Origin of the sequence: Aeromonas sp. CA23, assembly GCF_002587065.1 — a bacterium.
In the GTDB taxonomy this organism is placed as follows: Bacteria; Pseudomonadota; Gammaproteobacteria; order Enterobacterales; family Aeromonadaceae; genus Aeromonas; species Aeromonas bestiarum.
In genome coordinates this window covers 108541-125744 of sequence record NZ_CP023818.1, presented here as the reverse complement: position 1 = coordinate 125744, position 17204 = coordinate 108541, and the positions used below count along the sequence as shown (strand labels likewise).

Here is a 17204-nt window from a genome sequence, read left to right as displayed (position 1 = left end):
TGCGGCTCAGATCCGGGCGGCGATCTGGCTGCCCATCTCGGACGTGCTCTGCACCGGATGGTGGGCGCTGGCCTGATGCAGGTCGGCGGTGAAGTAACCCTCTGCCAGGGTCTGGGCCACGGCCTGCTCTATGGCCTGGGCGGCAGCTTCCTGGCCCAGGCTGTAGCGCAGCATCAGGGCGGCGGAGAGGATCTGGGCTATGGGGTTGGCGATCCCTTTGCCTGCGATATCGGGCGCCGAGCCACCGGCCGGTTCGAACAGGCCGAAACCCGCTTCGTTCAGGCTGGCGGAGGGGAGCAGCCCCATGGAGCCGGTGATCATGGCGCACTCGTCGGAGAGGATGTCACCGAACAGGTTGGAGCAGAGCAGCACGTCGAACTGGGACGGATCCTTGATGAGCTGCATGGTGGCGTTGTCTATGTACATGTGGTTCAGCGCCACGTCCGGGTAGGATTTGGCGACTTGCGTCACCACCTCGCGCCACAGGATGGAGGAGGCGAGCACGTTGGCCTTGTCGATGGAGGTGACTTTGCTACGGCGCACCCGGGCCGATTCGAATGCAATCTTGGCGATGCGCTCTATCTCGAAGCGGTGGTACACCTCGGTGTCGAACGCCTTCTCGTTCGCCCCTTTACCTTCACGCCCCTTGGGCTGGCCGAAGTAGATGCCGCCGGTCAGCTCGCGCACGCAGGCGATGTCGAAGCCCCGATCCGATATGTCGGCGCGCAGCGGCGAGAATTGCTCCAGACCTGTGTAGATGCGGGCAGGGCGCAGGTTGCAGAACAGCTTGAAGTGGGCACGCAGGGGCAGCAGGGCGCCGCGCTCCGGCTGATCGTTCGGTGGCAGGTGCTCCCACTTGGGGCCGCCGACCGAGCCGAACAGCACTGCATCGGCCGCTTCACAGCCCTTGACGGTGCTTTGTGGCAGCGGGGTGCCGTGGTTGTCGATGGCGATGCCGCCGACGTCGTGGCGATCATAGTCGAGGGCGAAGCCGAATCTGGCCTGCACTTTTTCCAGCACCTTGACGGCTTCGGCCATCACTTCCGGGCCTATGCCGTCACCCGGCAACACTGCGATCCGATAACTGCTCATACTCACACACTCTCCGTATTGATCTTGTCTGTTTTTGTGACGTTGCGTTCCATCTGTTCAGCCACCTGATCGGCGCGCCAGATGCTGTTGATCACGTGGATCAACGCCTGGGCCGAGGACTCTATGATGTCGGTGGCCAGGCCCATGCCGTGGAATTTGCGGCCCTTGTATTCGGCGACGATATCGACCTGGCCGAGGGCGTTTTTGCCTTCGCCCTTGCCCTTGAGTTCATATTTGTCGATGCGGATCTCGTAGCCTGTGATGCGATTGATGCACTGGTAGACGGCGTCAACAGGGCCATTGCCGGTGGCCGCTTCGCTGACGATCTCCTGGCCCACCTTCAATTTCACCGAGGCGGTGGCCATCACAGAGCTGCCGCTCTGCACCCCGAGGTACTCCAGCTTGAAGTGCTCGGGCTCCTCGTGGATCTGGCTGAAGAAGGCCAGCGCTTCGAGGTCATAGTCGAACACCTGCCCCTTCTTGTCGGCCAGGGTCAGGAACTTGCCGTAGAGGTCGTCGAGATCGTAACTGCTTTCGGCGTAGCCCATGGACTCCATTCTGTGCTTGATGACGTGGCGGCCGGAGCGGGAGGTCATGTTGAGGTTGTTCTGGGTCAGGCCGATGCTCTCGGGGGTGATGATTTCATAGGTATTTTTCGCCTTGAGCACGCCGTCCTGATGAATGCCGGAGCTGTGGGAGAAGGCGTTGGCGCCGACGATGGCCTTGTTGGGCTGCACCGGCATGTTGCAGAGCTGGCTGACCAGGGCGCTGGTACGATGAATTTCACTGTGGCGGATGTTGGTGTGCACCCCGAGCAGATCGGCACGGGTTTTCAGTATCATGGCCACCTCTTCCAGCGAGCAGTTGCCTGCCCGTTCACCTATGCCGTTGATGGTGCACTCGATCTGGCGGGCCCCCATCTGCACGGCGCCGATGGAGTTGGCCACCGAGAGGCCGAGATCGTCGTGGCAGTGCACCGAGATGATGGCCTGATCTATGTTCGGCACCCGGTTGAACAGGGTCTGGATGATGCCGGAGAACTCGGTCGGCACCGTGTAGCCGACGGTGTCCGGAATATTGATGGTGCGGGCACCCGCCTTGATGGCGGCCTCGACCATGCGGCAGAGATTATCGATCGGGGTGCGCCCCGCATCTTCGCAGGAGAACTCCACATCGTCTGTGTAGCGGCGGGCATGCTTGATGGCGCTGATGCCCATCTCCAGCACATCCTCGAAGCTCTTCTTGAGCTTGCTCTCCACATGGATGGAGGAGGTGGAGATGAAGGTGTGGATGCGAAAGGCCTCTGCGACCCGCAGGGCTTCGCCGGCGGCGTCTATATCTTTGGGCAGGGCACGGGCCAGGGCGCAGACCCGGCTGTTCTTGATGTGGCGCGCTATGGTCTGCACGGATTGAAAATCACCGGGGGAGGAGACTGGGAATCCCACCTCCATGATGTCGACACCGAGCCGCTCCAGCGCCTGGGCTATCTGCAGCTTCTCCTTGACTGTCAAACTGGCCGCCAGGGCCTGCTCACCATCACGCAAGGTGGTGTCGAATATGATGACCCTATCTGACATGTGACTTCCCTCTTCCTAAGTTCGGTGACGTGCATCCTGCGGTGGCATAAAAAAACCCGTGCAGGGTGCACGGGTTTTTGTAAATTCCGGCTATGCCTGAGCCCGGCTACAAGGATCCCGCGCGACTGGTCGCGATTAGGGAGAGTAGTAGTAGCGGAGCGGCAATAGGCATGATGAGTCAATCCTTCCAGTCGATAACGCTTTTACCAATATCGAGATTTTTATGCTGTGTCAACCCGAACTCACAGGTTCAATCCGCTGGTTTATTTAATCGGATTGTAAAGGAGTGCAAATTTACTTGTCCCATATTCGGCCCTTGCCCGATTATCTGGTCATTCCTGCTGTACTCGATCACCTGCGCAATCAGATCGACTTATCAGTTTTTGCTGAATTATCTGAGGTATTCAATGGAAAAACGTAGACCTGGTCGTCCGGTCGGGCGTTCTGACATTCGTGACAAGTTGCTTTCCGCTGCTCGTGAGCGTTTTCTCAATACGCCCTACAGCAAGGTCACTACCCGCGAGATCGCCGAGCTGGCTGGCTCCAATCTGGCGATGATCCATTACTACTTCGGCAGTAAAGAGGGCCTCTACAAGGCGGTGCTGGGCGATGTCGCCGAGCCGCTGGACCAGGCCTGGCATGATGAGACCGGCAATCGCAGCCTCAATGATCTGCTCAACACCTACTATCAGGTGATGGCCCCCAACAGCGAACTGACCTCCGCCATCTCCAGCGCATTATCGACCGAGAAGAGCCCGGGTCGGGATTTTGTGCTGAATCGTCTGCTGGAGCGTCAACTGCCCCAGTTCGATGCCTTGCTGGAGTCCATGAAGAACAACGGTGAACTGGGTGACAACCTGGATCCCGAGATGCTGAAGATCTCCTTCCTCAGCATGATGTGGCAACCATTCGTGATGAAGGATCTCTACGAGCAGGTGTTTGGCCTGACAGTGGATGAGCACTTCATGGCCCGTCTGGCGGATCACAACTGCCGGCTGATGGAGAGTGGCCTGCGCGGCACCCTGAACTGATCATTTGCCGCGCTTGTCGTAAAAAAGGGCCATTCGGCCCTTTTTTTCATCAATCTGTTATCTGACCGTCAACCAAGTGTCACCTCGCCGCCCTAGTCTGCACTGAGACTTCAGGGAAGGAGGGGTTATGAACAAGATCCAGCAATGGGACCTGCAGGTGTGCCGCATCTGCCTGCTCCACGCCTACAACCGGCCGCAGGCCAGGATCAGCCGACTCATCTCCCGTACCGGTGACGGCCCGCTCTACGCCGTGCTGGCCGCCCTGCTCTGGTGGCAGGGGGAGGCGGAGCGTGAGCTGGTGGGGGTGGCCCTGCTGGCGTTTGCCATCGAACTGCCGCTCTATCTGCTGCTCAAGAACGCGCTGAAACGTCAGCGACCGGCAGGCCTGCCGGTCTTCATCACCCCTTCCGATCGTTATAGCTTGCCCTCCGGCCATACCGCAGCCGCCTTCCTGATGGCGACCGTGCTGGACGCCAGCTTCCCGCTCTGGGCGCCCTTGCTGTTTGCCTGGGCCGCATTGGTAGGGGCATCACGCCTGCTGCTCGGGGTGCACTATCTGAGCGATCTGGTGGCCGGGGCCCTGCTCGGTGGTGGCTGCGCCCTGCTGGCGCTCAGCTGGAGTCAGGGATGAGGATACTGTTCGGGGTTCAGGGCACAGGCAACGGTCACATCAGCCGCAGTCGCACCCTGGCGCGGGCGCTGCGCGCCCGTGGGCTTGAGGTCGACTACCTGTTCAGCGGTCGCCCCGCCGACGGCTATTTCGAGATGGCCGAGTTCGGCGATTATCGCACCTTTGCCGGCATCACCTTCGTCAGCCACGAGGGTGCCATCTCGGGCTGGCGTACCCTCAAGGGGCTCTCGCCGCTGCGCTTCTGGCGGGACATGCGGGCCCTGGATTGTCGCGATTACGACCTGGTGATCAGCGACTTCGAGCCACTCAGTGCCCATGCTGCCCGTCGCTGGGGCAAGCCCAGCCTCACCATCAGCCATCAGGCCAGCTTCGACTGGCCGATCCCGCGCTGGGGCGAGAGCGGCTTCAATCGCCAGCTGATGCGCCACTTCGCCCCGGTCTGCCAGTCCCTCGGACTGCACTGGTTTCACTTCGGCCAGCCGCTGCTGCCGCCCATCATAGATCCCATCGCCCAGGCCCACGACAATCAGCAGATCCTGGTCTATCTGCCGTTTGAGCAGACCGAGGCTATCGCGGCCCTGTTGTCGCGCTTCAACCAGCAGCGCTTCGTCTGCTTTCACCCGGCCATTCGCAGCGCCAGCCAGTGGCGCAACATAGCGTTCGAGCCGCAGGCGCGGGAAAGCTTCAAGCAGGTGCTGGCCGGCTGTCGCGGCGTCATCACCAACGGCGGTTTCGAACTAGCCTCGGAGGCGCTGATGCTCGGCAAGAAGCTGCTGGTCAAGCCGCTGGGGGGACAGTTCGAGCAGTTGACCAACGCCAAGACGCTGGAGTTGATGGGGCTGGCCCGGCTGATGGATGCACTCGATGCCAATGCGGTGCGGGCCTGGCTGGATGCCTCGGCCCCGGGCCAGATCCTCTATCCCGATGTGGCGGGCGAACTGGCGGGCTGGCTGGCGGACGGGGCAAAGGAGAGCGTGGCCGAGCTCTCGCGCCGGCTGTGGGTTCGCACCCTGTTTCCGGAAGAGGTGTGTGATCGCTTGAGCGAGCTGGAAGGCGGATGCCCGTTGAGCAGCAGTTGGTTATCGCAAGTGAGCGCCTTTGACTAGACTGAAAGCGATCCCACCAAGGAGAGGACGGACACCATGCGCTTTACCAATGAAAACGGCGACACCATGACCCTGGCAGACAACCTGACCCTGCACGAATTGCTGGACATGGGGGTCAGCATCTCTGTCTGCGAAGAGACGGACCCGGATCAGCAGATCTGGCTGGCAGAGCCGGAAGACGAACAGTAAGTCTGTGCTCTGCTCGGCGGCCCGCCCCATGGGGCGGGCTATTTTTTTCCAGATTGCCTCGTTGTGACAGCATGATCCGCTAGCCAGTCCCCCATCTTCCCAGCATTGTTCCCACCCATTTCACCAAGTCACTGAATGTTAATAGCTGTTTGAAATTTATGACTGTTATGGTCAGACAAAGCCGTGGACAAGCGTTCACAAGCGGGTTAAGTTGGTTTTTCACCCGCTTTGCGGGTGAATGATGGAAAAAACCTATTTTTCTACTATCGACGGCACCGAACTCGCCTGGCCCGTATTCAGACAACAACAAAACACGGACCGGCGCTGCCGGGAAGCAGCGGACTGTTGATAGCTTTCGCTTAACGGAGCAAAGCCTGGAGGGCTTTATCATGGAGATGTTATCAGGCGCCCAGATGGTGGTTAGAGCGCTGGAAGATCAGGGAGTTGAGCACGTTTTCGGCTACCCTGGTGGCTCAGTGCTCGACATCTATGACGCTCTCTTTGAAAACGGCAAGATGGAGCATGTCCTGGTGCGGCACGAGCAAGCCGCGGTGCACATGGCGGACGGTTACGCCCGCTCCACCGGCAAGGTGGGCACAGTGCTGGTGACCTCGGGTCCCGGCGCCACCAACTGCATCACGGGGATCGCGACCGCCTACATGGACTCCATCCCCCTGGTGATCCTGTCCGGCCAGGTGCCGACCAGCATGATCGGGGAGGATGCGTTCCAGGAGACTGACATGATCGGCATCTCCCGTCCTGTGGTGAAACACAGCTTCCTGTGCAAGAAGGCCAGCGAGATCCCCGAGGCCATCAAGAAGGCCTACTACATAGCCGCCAGTGGCCGCCCGGGGCCCGTGGTGGTAGATCTGCCCAAAGACGTGCAGAACCCGAAAGAGAAATTTCCCTACCAGTATCCCGAGACCGTCTCGCTGCGCTCCTACAATCCGACCAAGGCCGGACACAAGGGCCAGATCAAGCGGGCCGCCAAGTTGCTGGTGGAGGCGCAGCGCCCCGTCATGTACGTGGGCGGCGGCGCCATCAATGCCAATGCGGATCATCTGGTGACCAAGCTGGCGGAGCTCTTGAACCTGCCGGTGACCACCACCCTGATGGGGCTGGGGGCCTTCTCCGGCACTCATCCGCAATTCATCGGCATGCTGGGGATGCACGGTACCTTCGAAGCGAACAAGACAATGCACAACGCGGATCTCATCTTCGCCGTGGGTGCCCGCTTCGATGACCGCGTGACCAACAACGTGGCCAAGTTTTGTCCCAACGCCACCATAGTTCACATCGATATCGATCCTACCTCCATCTCCAAGACGGTGCAGGCCCATGTGCCCATCGTCGGCTCGGTGGAAACCGTGCTGGAGCAGATGCTGGAAGTGATCCGCGAGTGCGGCTTCGACAACGACAAGCAGGCGCTGGCGGACTGGTGGAGCCAGATCGCCCAGTGGCGCTCCCGCAATTGTCTGGCCTATGAAACCCATCCCACCCTGATCAAGCCGCAGCAGGTCATAGAGGCGCTTTACAAGGTGACCAAGGGGGAGGCCTTCGTCGCCTCCGACGTGGGTCAGCACCAGATGTTTGCCGCGCTCTACTATCCGTTCGCCAAGCCGCGCCAGTGGATCAACTCCGGTGGCCTCGGCACCATGGGCTTCGGCATTCCGGCCGCCATGGGCGCCCAGTTTGCCAACCCGGATGCCGTGGTCTGCTGCGTCACCGGTGACGGCTCGGTGCAGATGAACATCCAGGAACTCTCCACCTGTTTGCAGTACGGTGTGCCCATCAAGATCATCTCCATCAACAACCGCGCCCTCGGCATGGTCAAGCAGTGGCAGAAGATGTTCTACGGCGGCCGTCACAGCCACTCCTACATGGAATCCCTGCCCGATTTCGTCAAGCTGGCGGAGGCCTATGGCCACGTCGGCATCGCAGTGAGCGATCCGGCGGAGCTCGAGAGTGCCATGGAGAGGGCCTTCGCCATGAAGGATCGGCTGGTGTTCATGGACATCTCGGTCGATCCGGATGAGCATGTCTACCCGATGCAGATCAAGTTTGGCGCCATGGACGAGATGTGGCTGAGCAAGACGGAGAGGACCTGACAATGGGGCACATTATTTCGGTCGTACTCAGGGACCTCAAGTTTGGTTCCATCAATGACGAGATGTGGCTGAGCAAGACGGAGAGGACCTGATGAGGCATATCATTTCAGTACTGCTGGAGAACGAATCCGGCGCCCTGAGTCGCGTGGTAGGTCTCTTCTCCCAGCGCGGCTACAACATCGAGACCCTGACGGTGGCACCGACCGAGGATCCTACTCTGTCCCGCATGACCATAGTGACCATGGGCGACGAGCGGGTGCTGGAGCAGATCCAGAAGCAGTTGCACAAGCTGGTGGACGTGCTCAAGGTGTGCGATCTCAGCGAGGGTGAGCATATCGAGCGGGAGATAGCACTGATCAAGGCGCGTGCCGCCGGTGGCGCTCGCGACGAGCTGAAACGGCTGGCGGACATCTTCCGTGGCCAGATCGTCGACGTGACTCCGGAGCAGTACACGGTACAGCTGGTGGGCACCAGCGAGAAGCTGGACGCCTTCATCAAGACCGCGGCCCAGACCAACGAGATCATCGAGGTGGTGCGCTCGGGGGTTTGTGGTATCTCCCGGGCTGACAAGGCACTGCGCCCCTGATTGTTTCGCCGATGAGGCTGTTATTCCAAAAGGGCTCTGCGGAGCCCTTTTTCATGGGCGCAAGGTGAGCAAGGGGGAAGTGCGAGTCTGTCATTTTCTTTCAAATGATCAGTAAACTATCCACAAAAGCTGTGGAAAACTCTGTAGATTAGCGGTGTGTCTAGCGTTAGTTAGCTGATCTTAAAGGGGTATTTGGATCTGATCTCTGCTGGGGTGCAATTGTGCAATCCACTCTGGCGGGTGTGAGTGTTTGCTTATCCTCTCTCCCTTGCCAGGCAGGCGCTGGCGATGAGGATTGGGATCCTGTCAGGATCCTGATTTGATCTTGCGGATCAACATGTCGCCCGTCCGCCATAAAAAAACCCGCCTCTCGGCGGGTTTTTCATAGGGTCGGCTGAAGGTCGATTACTCGGCCTGAGCTGCCTGGATACCGGTCAGGGCGATGGTGTAGACGATGTCGTCAACCAGGGCGCCACGGGACAGGTCGTTGACCGGCTTGCGCATGCCTTGCAGCATGGGGCCGATGGAAACCAGGTCAGCGGAGCGCTGTACTGCCTTGTAGGTGGTATTGCCGGTGTTCAGGTCCGGGAACACGAACACGGTGGCTTTACCGGCAACCGGTGAGTTCGGTGCCTTGGACTTGGCCACGTTCTCCATGATGGCCGCATCGTACTGCAGCGGGCCGTCGATGATGAGGTCGGGGCGCTTGGCCTTGGCCAGCTCGGTCGCTTCACGTACTTTCTCTACATCGGCACCGGCGCCAGAGGTACCGGTGGAGTAGGAGATCATGGCGACGCGCGGCTCTATGCCGAAAGCGGCAGCGGAGTCGGCGGACTGGATGGCGATCTCGGCCAGCTGCTCGGCAGTGGGATCCGGGTTGATCGCGCAGTCGCCGTACACCAGCACCTGATCAGGCAGCAGCATAAAGAAGATCGACGAAATCAACGAGGAGCCCGGGGCTGTCTTGATGATCTGCATCGGCGGACGTATGGTGTTGGCGGTGGTGTGCACGGCGCCAGATACCAGACCGTCCACTTCGCCACGCTCCAGCATCATGGTGCCCAGCACCACGTTGTCTTCCAGCTGTTCGCGGGCAACCACTTCGGTCATGCCCTTGTTCTTGCGCAGCTCGACCAGACGCGGCACATAGCGCTCACGCACTTCCAGCGGATCTATGATCTCGACACGGTCGGTCAGCACCACGCCCTGCTGTTCGGCGACGCGACGGATCTCTTCCGGGTTGCCCAGCAACACAGGGCGGGCGATGCCACGCTCGGCACAGATGGCGGCAGCCTTGATGGTACGCGGCTCTTCGCCTTCCGGCAGCACGACGCGCTTGTTGGCCTGACGGGCCAGCTCGGTCAGCTGATAACGGAATGCCGGCGGGCTCAGACGACGGGAACGGGTGGACTTGGCGGAGAGAGACTCGATCCAGTGCTTGTCGATGTGGCCAGCCACATAGTCCTGCACCAGTTCGATACGCTCGCGGTCATCTTCCGGAATGTCGACGTTGAAGTTCTGCAGGCTGACGGCGGTCTGCCAGGTGTTGGTACCTGTGATCATGATCGGCAGGCCGGTGGCCATGGCCTGTTGGCACAGGGCCAGCACTTGCGGTTCCGGATGATAGTTGCCGGTCAGCAGCAGGGCACCCAGCTTGACGCCGTTCATGGCGGAGAGGCAGGCGGAGACGATGACGTCGGAACGGTCGCCGGAGGTCACCAGCAGGCTGCCCGGACGGAAGTGCTCAACCATGTTGTGGATGGAACGGGCACAGAAGGTCACGGTCTGCAGGCGACGGCTGTCCAGCTCACCCTTGTGCAGGATCTTGGCGGCCAGATGCTTGGCGAGATCCTTGGCGCGCGGGGCGATCAGCTGGGTATTCCAGGGGATGCAACCCAGGATGCGCAGTGGGCTCTTGCCGAACACCTGCAGCACTTCCAGATTGTGAGCCGCTTCGGAGGTGTGGTGGTGCGCCTCGAACATCTCGGTCAGGTCGGGGCGGGTCACGCCGTGCTCGTCAACCGGAGCGCCAACCTTGTTGATGACACAACCCACGATACGGGGGTTGCTGACGCCACCGAAGTTGGAGCAGGCCAGCTCAATGCGCTCTTTCAGCTTCTGGCTGGAGTCGTTGCCCGGATGGGTCACGAACACCATGTCGGCATCCAGCGCCTTGGCGACGTCGTAGTTCAGCTTGTTGGCAAACGGCTGCTTGTCGGTCGGGACCATGCCTTCGATGACCAGCACCTCGGCACCACTCGCTTTCACGTGCTCTTCGAAGCGGGCCACTATCTCTTCCAGCAGGATATCTGTGTTGCTGGAGGTGATCATGTTCTCGGCGTAGGAGAGGGCGAACGGCTCGGGCGGGTTGATGTTGGCAGCGGCGCGGATCACGGCGGTGGAGCGCTCGGTACCGGTTTCACCCGGACGCGGCTGGGCGACCGGTTTGAAGAAGCTGACATTGACACCGTGACGTTCCATGGCGCGGACAACGCCAAGACTCACGGAAGTTACGCCGACACCAGTGCCGACCGGGATAAGCATAATAGTGCGTGCCACTTAATACCCCTTGCTCATTTTTTGGGATCAGGAAAAGGCCGCCCTGGGGCGGCCTTGCTCTACAGCGAAATTATGCGCCGACCAGTTCCAGCGCATCGTGGGCAATGACCCACTCCTCGTTGGTCGGGATAACCAGGGCCTTGGTGGAACCAGCCTTGGTGATCTCGCCACCCTTGCCAAAACGAGCCTTCAGGTTGGCGTCGTGATCGACGTCAAAGCCCAGCAGACCCAGCTTGTTCAGGGTGATTTCACGGATCGGGGCGGAGTTTTCACCGATACCACCGGTGAAGACCACGGCATCCAGACGACCGTCCATGGCGGCGGCGTAGGCGCCGATATACTTGGCCAGGCGATAGCAGTAAACGTCCATGGCACGCTTGGCTTCTTCTTTGCTGTCGTAGTTGTCTTCAACGAAACGGCAGTCGGAAGTGACTTCGGTCAGACCCTGCAGACCGGACTCTTTGGTCAGCATGGTGTTGATATCCGCCACGCTCATGCCCAGTTTGTCGTGCAGGAAGAAGATGATGGCCGGGTCCAGATCGCCGGAGCGGGTACCCATGACCAGGCCTTCCAGCGGGGTCAGACCCATGGAGGTATCAACGGATTTGCCGTTCTTGATGGCACAGACGGAACCGCCGTTGCCCAGGTGGCAGTTGATGATGTTCAGCTCTTCCACCGGCTTGTCCAGCTGCTTGGCTGCTTCCAGGCTGATGTAGTAGTGGCTGGTGCCGTGCGCGCCGTAGCGACGGATGCCGTTCTCTTTGTAGAGCTTGTACGGCAGGGCGTACAGGAAGGCTTCTTCCGGCATGGTCTGGTGGAAGGCGGTGTCGAACACGGCCACGTTCTTGTCGGCCAGGGCCGGGAAGATACGGCGGGCTTCACGGATACCGATCAGGTGAGCCGGGTTGTGCAGCGGTGCGTAAGGTACGGCGGCTTCGATGCCGGCGATCACGTCATCACAGATCACGACGGAGGAGGTGAAGCGCTCACCACCGTGAACAACACGGTGACCGATGGCGATCAGATTCTTGGACAGTTCCGGATTGAGCGGCAGGATCTTGTTGACGATGTAGTCCAGCGCTTCCTGGTGAGCGGCACCAGCGCCCAGATCGGCACTGCCTTTCTCGCCATTCAGTTTCCACTTGATGCGGGCGTCGTCGAGGTTGAAACACTCGGCCAGGCCGGACAACAGATCATCACCGGTGGTTGCGTCAATGACAGCAAACTTCAGGGACGAGCTGCCACAGTTAAGTACAAGAACCAGCTTACTCATGAATAAATCCTATCGCAGATTGGGTTGTGTAGGAGGATGCGTTGGACGCGTTGCGTCCAAAAACTTTCAACTTATCCTTATGAGGGTTGGCAATCTGTTGCTTGCCCCTTGTATAGTGATACAAGACCCGAAATCCAGACGTCCCTGACAGCGCAACGGCAGGCCGTTGGCGCAAAAATTGGGCGTACAAAGGATAACCCGATTGTTGAAAAATAACAAAGTCATCCTCAACCTTTGTTATTGCACATCAAATATAGTCGAGGTTTTGCCGTTAATACGTTCAAAAAAAGCTCGGAGGTAGCATGAGCATGAACATTTTTGGAACTAAATTACAGCAAGGCCGTCATTATATGACCCTTTGGCCCCGCCGTCCCGAGCTTAATTCCATGTTTCCCGAGAACCGGGTGATCAAGGCCACCGAATTCGCCCTCAAGATCATCCCGGCACTGGCGGTGCTCAGCGTCATGCTGCAGTTCCAGCTTGGTGAGCTGCACTACTGGCCATCGGTCATGGCCTCTGTGCTGTTTCTGCTCAGCTTGCCGCTGCAAGGTTACTACTGGCTCGGTCAGCGCGCCGATACCCGCCTGCCTCCTTCCCTTGCCAGCTGGTATCGCGAGATCAACGGCAAGATGAACGAGCAGGGCGGACATCGCCAACTGGTGGCCCAGCCCCGTTACGAAGAGCTGGCCGATACCCTCAATGCCGCCTTCAAGCAGCTGGACAAATCCTTTCTCTACGAATAGGCGAACAAGATTCTCCAATCAGACAAAGGCGCCCAGAGGCGCCTTTTCCATCCATGTCGATCAGGCCGCCAATACCTTGCGGATCTCCTGGATGGAGAGCTTGTACTGACGGGGGCACTGGCGCCATACGGTCAGCATGCGCTGGTACTTGTCACGCATGGCGATGTCGCTGGAGAGCTCGTCGCACGGGCACTTGAGTTCGGGGAAGCGCTTGTCCACTTCCAGCAGGAAGCAGACGTAGTCGGCCAGCTCCCGCTCCTGGCTGCGGCTGTAGCCGTTGAACTCCAGCCGGCTGGCATTGATTTCACCCTGATCGGCGCCATCCAGGTTGCCCCAGGAGATGGCCAGCGCATGGTGCAGCTCCAGGGTGTCGATCACCTCCTGGCAGGTGGCCAGATCCAGATGACCGAAGCTCTTCTCCAGTTCGAGGATCTGCAGGCAGTAGCCGCGCGCTATGATGGTGCTGGCCCGCTGGTAAGACGCCGCTTTCTCCGGATTGAGTTTGGCCAGGATCTCGTACTGGTTGCTCAGGATCAGGCGTTCGGTGTGGCTCATGTTCATGGGCTTTTCTCACTGGAAAATGAAACTGGGGTCACGTTAACCCATATCTCAGATGAATTTTTTGATCTGGCAGGGGAGGTTGGCGAGAAAGCCGGGTCGGGAACTCAAAACGGTTCTGCGACGGGTTAATTAATGGTAGCGGCTGCGCACTTGTGTTTCGGCCTGAGCTGGCAACAATGTGGGTGTCATTTGGCTTGTATCAACGGACTCGCCAAGGCCCCAATACAGGTGCATGCATGACCATCACAACCAGGACTCAGTCGCCGTGACCACAGGTTCTGGCCGACGGGGCAAGGAAAGGGCGGCCGAGATGGCGCCCCGCCGGGATGCGCTGGCTGATGCCGTCATCACGCAGCGAGACTGGCGAGCGGACAAGCGAAGGGCCTGCAGTTGCAGGCCCTTTTTGTATTGGGTGTTTTTCAGGCCGGGCGGGTTCAACCCTTGATGAGGTCGAGCACCACCTGATGGTGGTCGCTGGTCTTGAACTTGTCGAAGCGGTGGGCGACCTTGCCCTCTTCATCGATGAGGAAGCTCAGCCGGTGAATGCCGTCATACTCCTTGCCCATGAACTTCTTCGGGCCCCAGACGCCAAAGGCATCGGCCACCGCGTGCTCTTCATCGGCCAGCAGGCGGAAATTGAGGCTGTCGCGCTCCTCGAACTTCTTCAGGCGCTTGGCCGGATCCGGGCTGATGCCGAGCACCACCACGTTGAGGGCCGCCAGCTCGCTATTGACGTCACGCAGACCGCAGGCCTGCGTGGTACAGCCCGGGGTCATCGCCTTGGGGTAGAAATAGATGAGCACCTTCTTGCCGCGCAAGGAGGCAAGACGAACCGGGTTGCCGTCCTGATCGGGCAGGGAAAAGTCGGGGGCCTGGGTACCAGCCTGTAGTGGTTGCATGGGGTCTCCGAACGCCGTCAGGCGTGTTTGTTGTTGACGATGAATTCGAACGATTCTGCGCCCAGTTCGCGACAGAATCCGGCGAAGGCCGTTTCCGAGCCGGCGGTCTCTCCCTGCTTGGCCAGATTGAGCTGAAAGCTCGCCTTGAGCAGGTTGAAGGGTTGCTGTTCCAGGGTAATGGTCTGCATGGCCTGGATGTCCCAGCCGTGGTCGCTGAAGAACTGGGTGCACTGGCTTACGATACCGGGCTGGTCACGGATCAGGATCTCGGCGTTGGCGCTGATGTCGTACTGCAGTGAGTGGTGGCGCTCGGTGCGTTTCATCATGGTGATGAGATCCCACTCCTGACTGCGCAGGGGCAGGCTTATCTCGAGTTGCATCAGGCTGTTCCAGTCCCCGGACAGCAGCATGATGAAGGTGAATTCATTACCGAAGATACCAAGACGGCTGTCGACAATGTTGCAACCACAGCCACTGACGTGGCGGGTGACCTCATTGACTATGCCAGGCCTGTCCGTGCCTATGGCCGTTACGACCAGGTAGTGAGTCATAAATCTTCTCTCGTCCATTAGCTTGTTGCGAATGTGAGCGCAGTGGGCGTCGCCCTGACCGGGTGCCGGCCTTGGGCCATTCCCTGCGCTGGTACATGGCAACCTTGTAAGAATGCCGTGGCCGCGAGCCTTGTCTCGAGTCGAGAAGACCCGGGATTGGCGCAGGCCGTCGCGCTCGCGCACCGCTTTTTGTGCAGAATGGTATCACGGCTTGCCCCCTGCCTCCCTTGTTTTTCCAAGGGGGCAGCTTTACCATAACGCCCCTGAAAATCGGGAGAAATATCCATGTTACGCGGTAGTATCGTTGCCCTCGTTACCCCCATGCTGGCTTCAGGCGAAGTCGATTGGACCAGTCTGGCCGCCTTGGTCGATTATCATGTCAGCGCAGGCACCACCGCCATAGTGGCGGTTGGCACCACGGGGGAATCGGTGACCCTGAGCGAGCAGGAGCACATTGCCGTCGTGGAAAAAACCGTGGAACTGGCCGCCGGACGCATTCCCGTCATCGCCGGTTGCGGTTCCAACAATACTGCCCATGCCATCGCCCTGGCCAAACGATTCGCCGAAACGGGCGTGGTGGCGGGTCTCTCGGTTACCCCTTATTACAACAAACCCACCCAAGAAGGCCTCTATCGTCACTATTGTGCGATCGCCGAGGCTAGTGGTCTGCCCCAAATTCTTTATAATGTGCCCGGTCGCACCTGTTGCGATCTCAAACCGGAGACGGTAGCCCGACTGGCCAGGGTGCCCGGCATCATAGGTCTGAAAGAGGCCACCGGGGATCTGAGCCGTACTCCGCTGCTGCGTGAGCTGTGCGGAGCGGAATTCGCGCTTTATAGTGGCGATGATGCCAGTGGATGTGATTTTATGCTGCAAGGTGGCGACGGAGTCATTTCGGTCACCACCAATATTGCAGCGGCCCAGATGGCCGACATGTGTCGTGCAGCGCTGGCCGGTGATGCCGGTCTGGCCCATGACATCAACAATCGATTGATGCCGTTGCATCAGACTCTGTTCTGCGAACCGAGTCCCATCCCTGTGAAGTGGGCCTGTGCCCGACTGGGATTGATGGCGACGGCGACCTTGCGTCTGCCGCTCACCGACCTCACCCCCGAGGGCGAACAAGCGATGACGCGAGCACTGACCACTGCGGAGTTGATGGCGAGTGTTTAAAGCAAATGGAAAGGGAAATGCAGTGCGCCTGGTGCTGAGTGTGGCGACCGTTGCCGTGCTGGCAGCCTGTAGCTCACCCCAAGAGCGCAAGATGGCCAACCGTGGTTTCGAGTACGAGGATGCCCGCCTTGAAGGCCGCGCGTTCCTGGTGCCGGCCGGGTTGAGTACCCCCGCCTTTAACAGCAGCTTCGACATCCCGGCGCTGCCCGAGAGCAGCCGCGAAGGTGCCCTCGGCGCCAAGATTGACGTGCGCCCGCCCGCCCAGCTGCTGACCGTGGTACCGGGCAGCCAGGTGGTGCCCAATGCCAGCGAGCCCACAGTGGCCTTCTATGCCCTGAGCACCTCCCAGAGCGTGGAGCGCGATACCTGGGCCTTCCTGATGAACTTCCTGGCCCAGTACAAGGTGACCACTGAGAAGCTGGATCAGCAGGCCGGCGTGTTGCAGACCGGCTGGTTTGACAACACCAAGGCCCTCGACGGCTGGAGCGAAGAGGATGACGACTTCAACATCCGTCAGCGTTACCAGTTCACCCTGCGCAACGATGTCCAGCGTCACGCCGTCAACATGTCGGTGCGGGTACTGGATCACGAAGAGACCATAGACGGCGAGACCAGCACTGTGCTGACGCCGGCCGATGCCCAGCGCTACGCCACCCGCGCCCTGAACCAGTTCTCCCTCTATTACGACAAGCAGCTCAAGTCCCGCGAACAGCACAAGGCCAACGATGGCATGGGGCTGGAGCTGGGGCTGGACAACAACGAGCTGAGTGCCTGGATTGCCGACGGTTCCTTTGATCAGGTGTGGCGTCGCCTCAACCAGGTGTTGCCTGGCTATGGCTTCACCATCAAGGATACCCAGCAGTCTCTGGGCTGGATCGACGTCGAGTACGACGAGCCGGGCAGCGACTTCTGGAAGGCCAAGGGCAGCGAGCCGTTCAAACTGGAAGAGGAAAAGTATCGCTTCCAGCTTGGCGAGATGGCTGGGGGCAAGACCTCCATCACACTGTTCGACAAGGACAAGAAGCCAGTGTCGTCCGGTGTCATCTCCCAGATGTACATCAGCCTGTCCGAGGCATTCGCCAAGGGCCTGGCTGACCAGGCAGCAAAAACAGAATAGAAACAGGG

General features: G+C 59.8%; 16 protein-coding genes. 9 read left to right on the top strand and 7 right to left on the bottom strand.

What is annotated here, in order from left to right:
- Positions 1–6 precede the first annotated feature (6 nt).
- Together leuB and leuA are read right to left on the bottom strand one after the other, a co-directional pair.
- The gene (leuB, locus tag CK910_RS00570) at positions 7–1092 is read right to left on the bottom strand and encodes a 3-isopropylmalate dehydrogenase (RefSeq protein ID WP_098980668.1); all 1086 of its coding nucleotides are present in this window, start codon (positions 1090–1092) and stop codon (positions 7–9) included.
- Positions 1093–1094: 2 nt separating this feature from the next.
- The gene (gene leuA, locus CK910_RS00565; protein ID WP_043141760.1) at positions 1095–2669 is read right to left on the bottom strand and encodes a 2-isopropylmalate synthase; all 1575 of its coding nucleotides are present in this window, start codon (positions 2667–2669) and stop codon (positions 1095–1097) included.
- Between the two features lie 407 nt (positions 2670–3076).
- Between leuA and CK910_RS00560 the strand changes: the two genes are divergently transcribed.
- The 6 genes from CK910_RS00560 (at position 3077) to ilvN (ending at position 8320) form a co-directional block, all read left to right on the top strand.
- Positions 3077–3700 (top strand): TetR/AcrR family transcriptional regulator, encoded by a 624-nt coding sequence (locus CK910_RS00560; protein ID WP_042865668.1) that lies wholly within the window; start codon positions 3077–3079, stop codon positions 3698–3700.
- A 127-nt stretch (positions 3701–3827) separates the two neighbouring features.
- Complete coding sequence (locus CK910_RS00555; RefSeq protein ID WP_098980667.1) at positions 3828–4331, top strand: phosphatase PAP2 family protein; 504 nt, start codon at positions 3828–3830, stop codon at positions 4329–4331.
- Positions 4328–5437 (top strand): MJ1255/VC2487 family glycosyltransferase, encoded by a 1110-nt coding sequence (locus tag CK910_RS00550; RefSeq protein ID WP_098980666.1) that lies wholly within the window; start codon positions 4328–4330, stop codon positions 5435–5437. Before CK910_RS00555 ends, CK910_RS00550 begins: the two co-directional genes overlap by 4 nt.
- A 36-nt stretch (positions 5438–5473) precedes the next feature.
- Positions 5474–5626 carry a hypothetical protein gene (locus tag CK910_RS00545; protein WP_010673158.1) on the top strand — a complete coding sequence of 51 codons (153 nt, stop codon included), beginning with the start codon at positions 5474–5476 and terminating at the stop codon, positions 5624–5626.
- Positions 5627–6015: 389 nt separating this feature from the next.
- Positions 6016–7734 (top strand): acetolactate synthase 3 large subunit, encoded by a 1719-nt coding sequence (locus tag CK910_RS00540; RefSeq protein ID WP_043141768.1) that lies wholly within the window; start codon positions 6016–6018, stop codon positions 7732–7734.
- Between the two features lie 91 nt (positions 7735–7825).
- Entirely contained in the window at positions 7826–8320 is a 495-nt protein-coding gene (gene ilvN / locus CK910_RS00530) for an acetolactate synthase small subunit (protein WP_040097800.1), read from the top strand.
- A gap of 405 nt (positions 8321–8725) precedes the next feature.
- Here ilvN and pta read toward each other — a convergent pair whose 3' ends face one another.
- Both pta and CK910_RS00520 read right to left on the bottom strand, forming a co-directional pair.
- Complete coding sequence (pta, locus tag CK910_RS00525; RefSeq protein WP_043141774.1) at positions 8726–10879, bottom strand: phosphate acetyltransferase; 2154 nt, start codon at positions 10877–10879, stop codon at positions 8726–8728.
- 70 nt (positions 10880–10949) lie between these two features.
- Entirely contained in the window at positions 10950–12152 is a 1203-nt protein-coding gene (locus tag CK910_RS00520; protein ID WP_043556015.1) for an acetate kinase, read from the bottom strand.
- Positions 12153–12454: 302 nt separating this feature from the next.
- On the opposite strand from CK910_RS00520, the gene yfbV reads away from it, so the two are divergent.
- Positions 12455–12895, top strand: coding sequence for a terminus macrodomain insulation protein YfbV (gene yfbV, locus CK910_RS00515; protein ID WP_042865674.1), 441 nt, complete (start codon positions 12455–12457; stop codon positions 12893–12895).
- Positions 12896–12955: 60 nt separating this feature from the next.
- On the opposite strand, the gene CK910_RS00510 is transcribed toward yfbV, so the two are convergent.
- The 3 genes from CK910_RS00510 to CK910_RS00500 all read right to left on the bottom strand — a co-directional run bounded on the left by CK910_RS00510 (position 12956) and on the right by CK910_RS00500 (position 14906).
- The gene (locus tag CK910_RS00510; protein WP_043556017.1) at positions 12956–13456 is read right to left on the bottom strand and encodes a YfbU family protein; all 501 of its coding nucleotides are present in this window, start codon (positions 13454–13456) and stop codon (positions 12956–12958) included.
- A 434-nt stretch (positions 13457–13890) separates the two neighbouring features.
- On the bottom strand, positions 13891–14355 hold the full coding sequence (gene bcp / locus CK910_RS00505) for a thioredoxin-dependent thiol peroxidase (RefSeq protein ID WP_098980664.1): 465 nt from the start codon (positions 14353–14355) through the stop codon (positions 13891–13893).
- 17 nt (positions 14356–14372) lie between these two features.
- On the bottom strand, positions 14373–14906 hold the full coding sequence (locus CK910_RS00500) for a glycine cleavage system protein R (RefSeq protein WP_042865677.1): 534 nt from the start codon (positions 14904–14906) through the stop codon (positions 14373–14375).
- 285 nt (positions 14907–15191) lie between these two features.
- Here CK910_RS00500 and dapA point away from each other — a divergent pair, with 285 nt between their 5' ends.
- Both dapA and bamC read left to right on the top strand, forming a co-directional pair.
- Complete coding sequence (gene dapA / locus CK910_RS00495; RefSeq protein ID WP_042865678.1) at positions 15192–16079, top strand: 4-hydroxy-tetrahydrodipicolinate synthase; 888 nt, start codon at positions 15192–15194, stop codon at positions 16077–16079.
- Positions 16072–17196 (top strand): outer membrane protein assembly factor BamC, encoded by a 1125-nt coding sequence (bamC, locus tag CK910_RS00490; RefSeq protein ID WP_098980663.1) that lies wholly within the window; start codon positions 16072–16074, stop codon positions 17194–17196. The genes dapA and bamC overlap by 8 nt, the downstream gene beginning before the upstream one ends.
- Positions 17197–17204 lie beyond the last annotated feature (8 nt).

Coding starts and splice junctions, on each gene's coding strand:
- leuB (WP_098980668.1), bottom strand. CDS start 1,092: ATGAGCAGTTATCGGATCGCAGTGTTGCCGGGTGACGGCATAGGCCCG.
- leuA (WP_043141760.1), bottom strand. CDS start 2,669: ATGTCAGATAGGGTCATCATATTCGACACCACCTTGCGTGATGGTGAG.
- CK910_RS00560 (WP_042865668.1), top strand. CDS start 3,077: ATGGAAAAACGTAGACCTGGTCGTCCGGTCGGGCGTTCTGACATTCGT.
- CK910_RS00555 (WP_098980667.1), top strand. CDS start 3,828: ATGAACAAGATCCAGCAATGGGACCTGCAGGTGTGCCGCATCTGCCTG.
- CK910_RS00550 (WP_098980666.1), top strand. CDS start 4,328: ATGAGGATACTGTTCGGGGTTCAGGGCACAGGCAACGGTCACATCAGC.
- CK910_RS00545 (WP_010673158.1), top strand. CDS start 5,474: ATGCGCTTTACCAATGAAAACGGCGACACCATGACCCTGGCAGACAAC.
- CK910_RS00540 (WP_043141768.1), top strand. CDS start 6,016: ATGGAGATGTTATCAGGCGCCCAGATGGTGGTTAGAGCGCTGGAAGAT.
- ilvN (WP_040097800.1), top strand. CDS start 7,826: ATGAGGCATATCATTTCAGTACTGCTGGAGAACGAATCCGGCGCCCTG.
- CK910_RS00520 (WP_043556015.1), bottom strand. CDS start 12,152: ATGAGTAAGCTGGTTCTTGTACTTAACTGTGGCAGCTCGTCCCTGAAG.
- yfbV (WP_042865674.1), top strand. CDS start 12,455: ATGAGCATGAACATTTTTGGAACTAAATTACAGCAAGGCCGTCATTAT.
- CK910_RS00510 (WP_043556017.1), bottom strand. CDS start 13,456: ATGAACATGAGCCACACCGAACGCCTGATCCTGAGCAACCAGTACGAG.
- bcp (WP_098980664.1), bottom strand. CDS start 14,355: ATGCAACCACTACAGGCTGGTACCCAGGCCCCCGACTTTTCCCTGCCC.
- CK910_RS00500 (WP_042865677.1), bottom strand. CDS start 14,906: ATGACTCACTACCTGGTCGTAACGGCCATAGGCACGGACAGGCCTGGC.
- dapA (WP_042865678.1), top strand. CDS start 15,192: ATGTTACGCGGTAGTATCGTTGCCCTCGTTACCCCCATGCTGGCTTCA.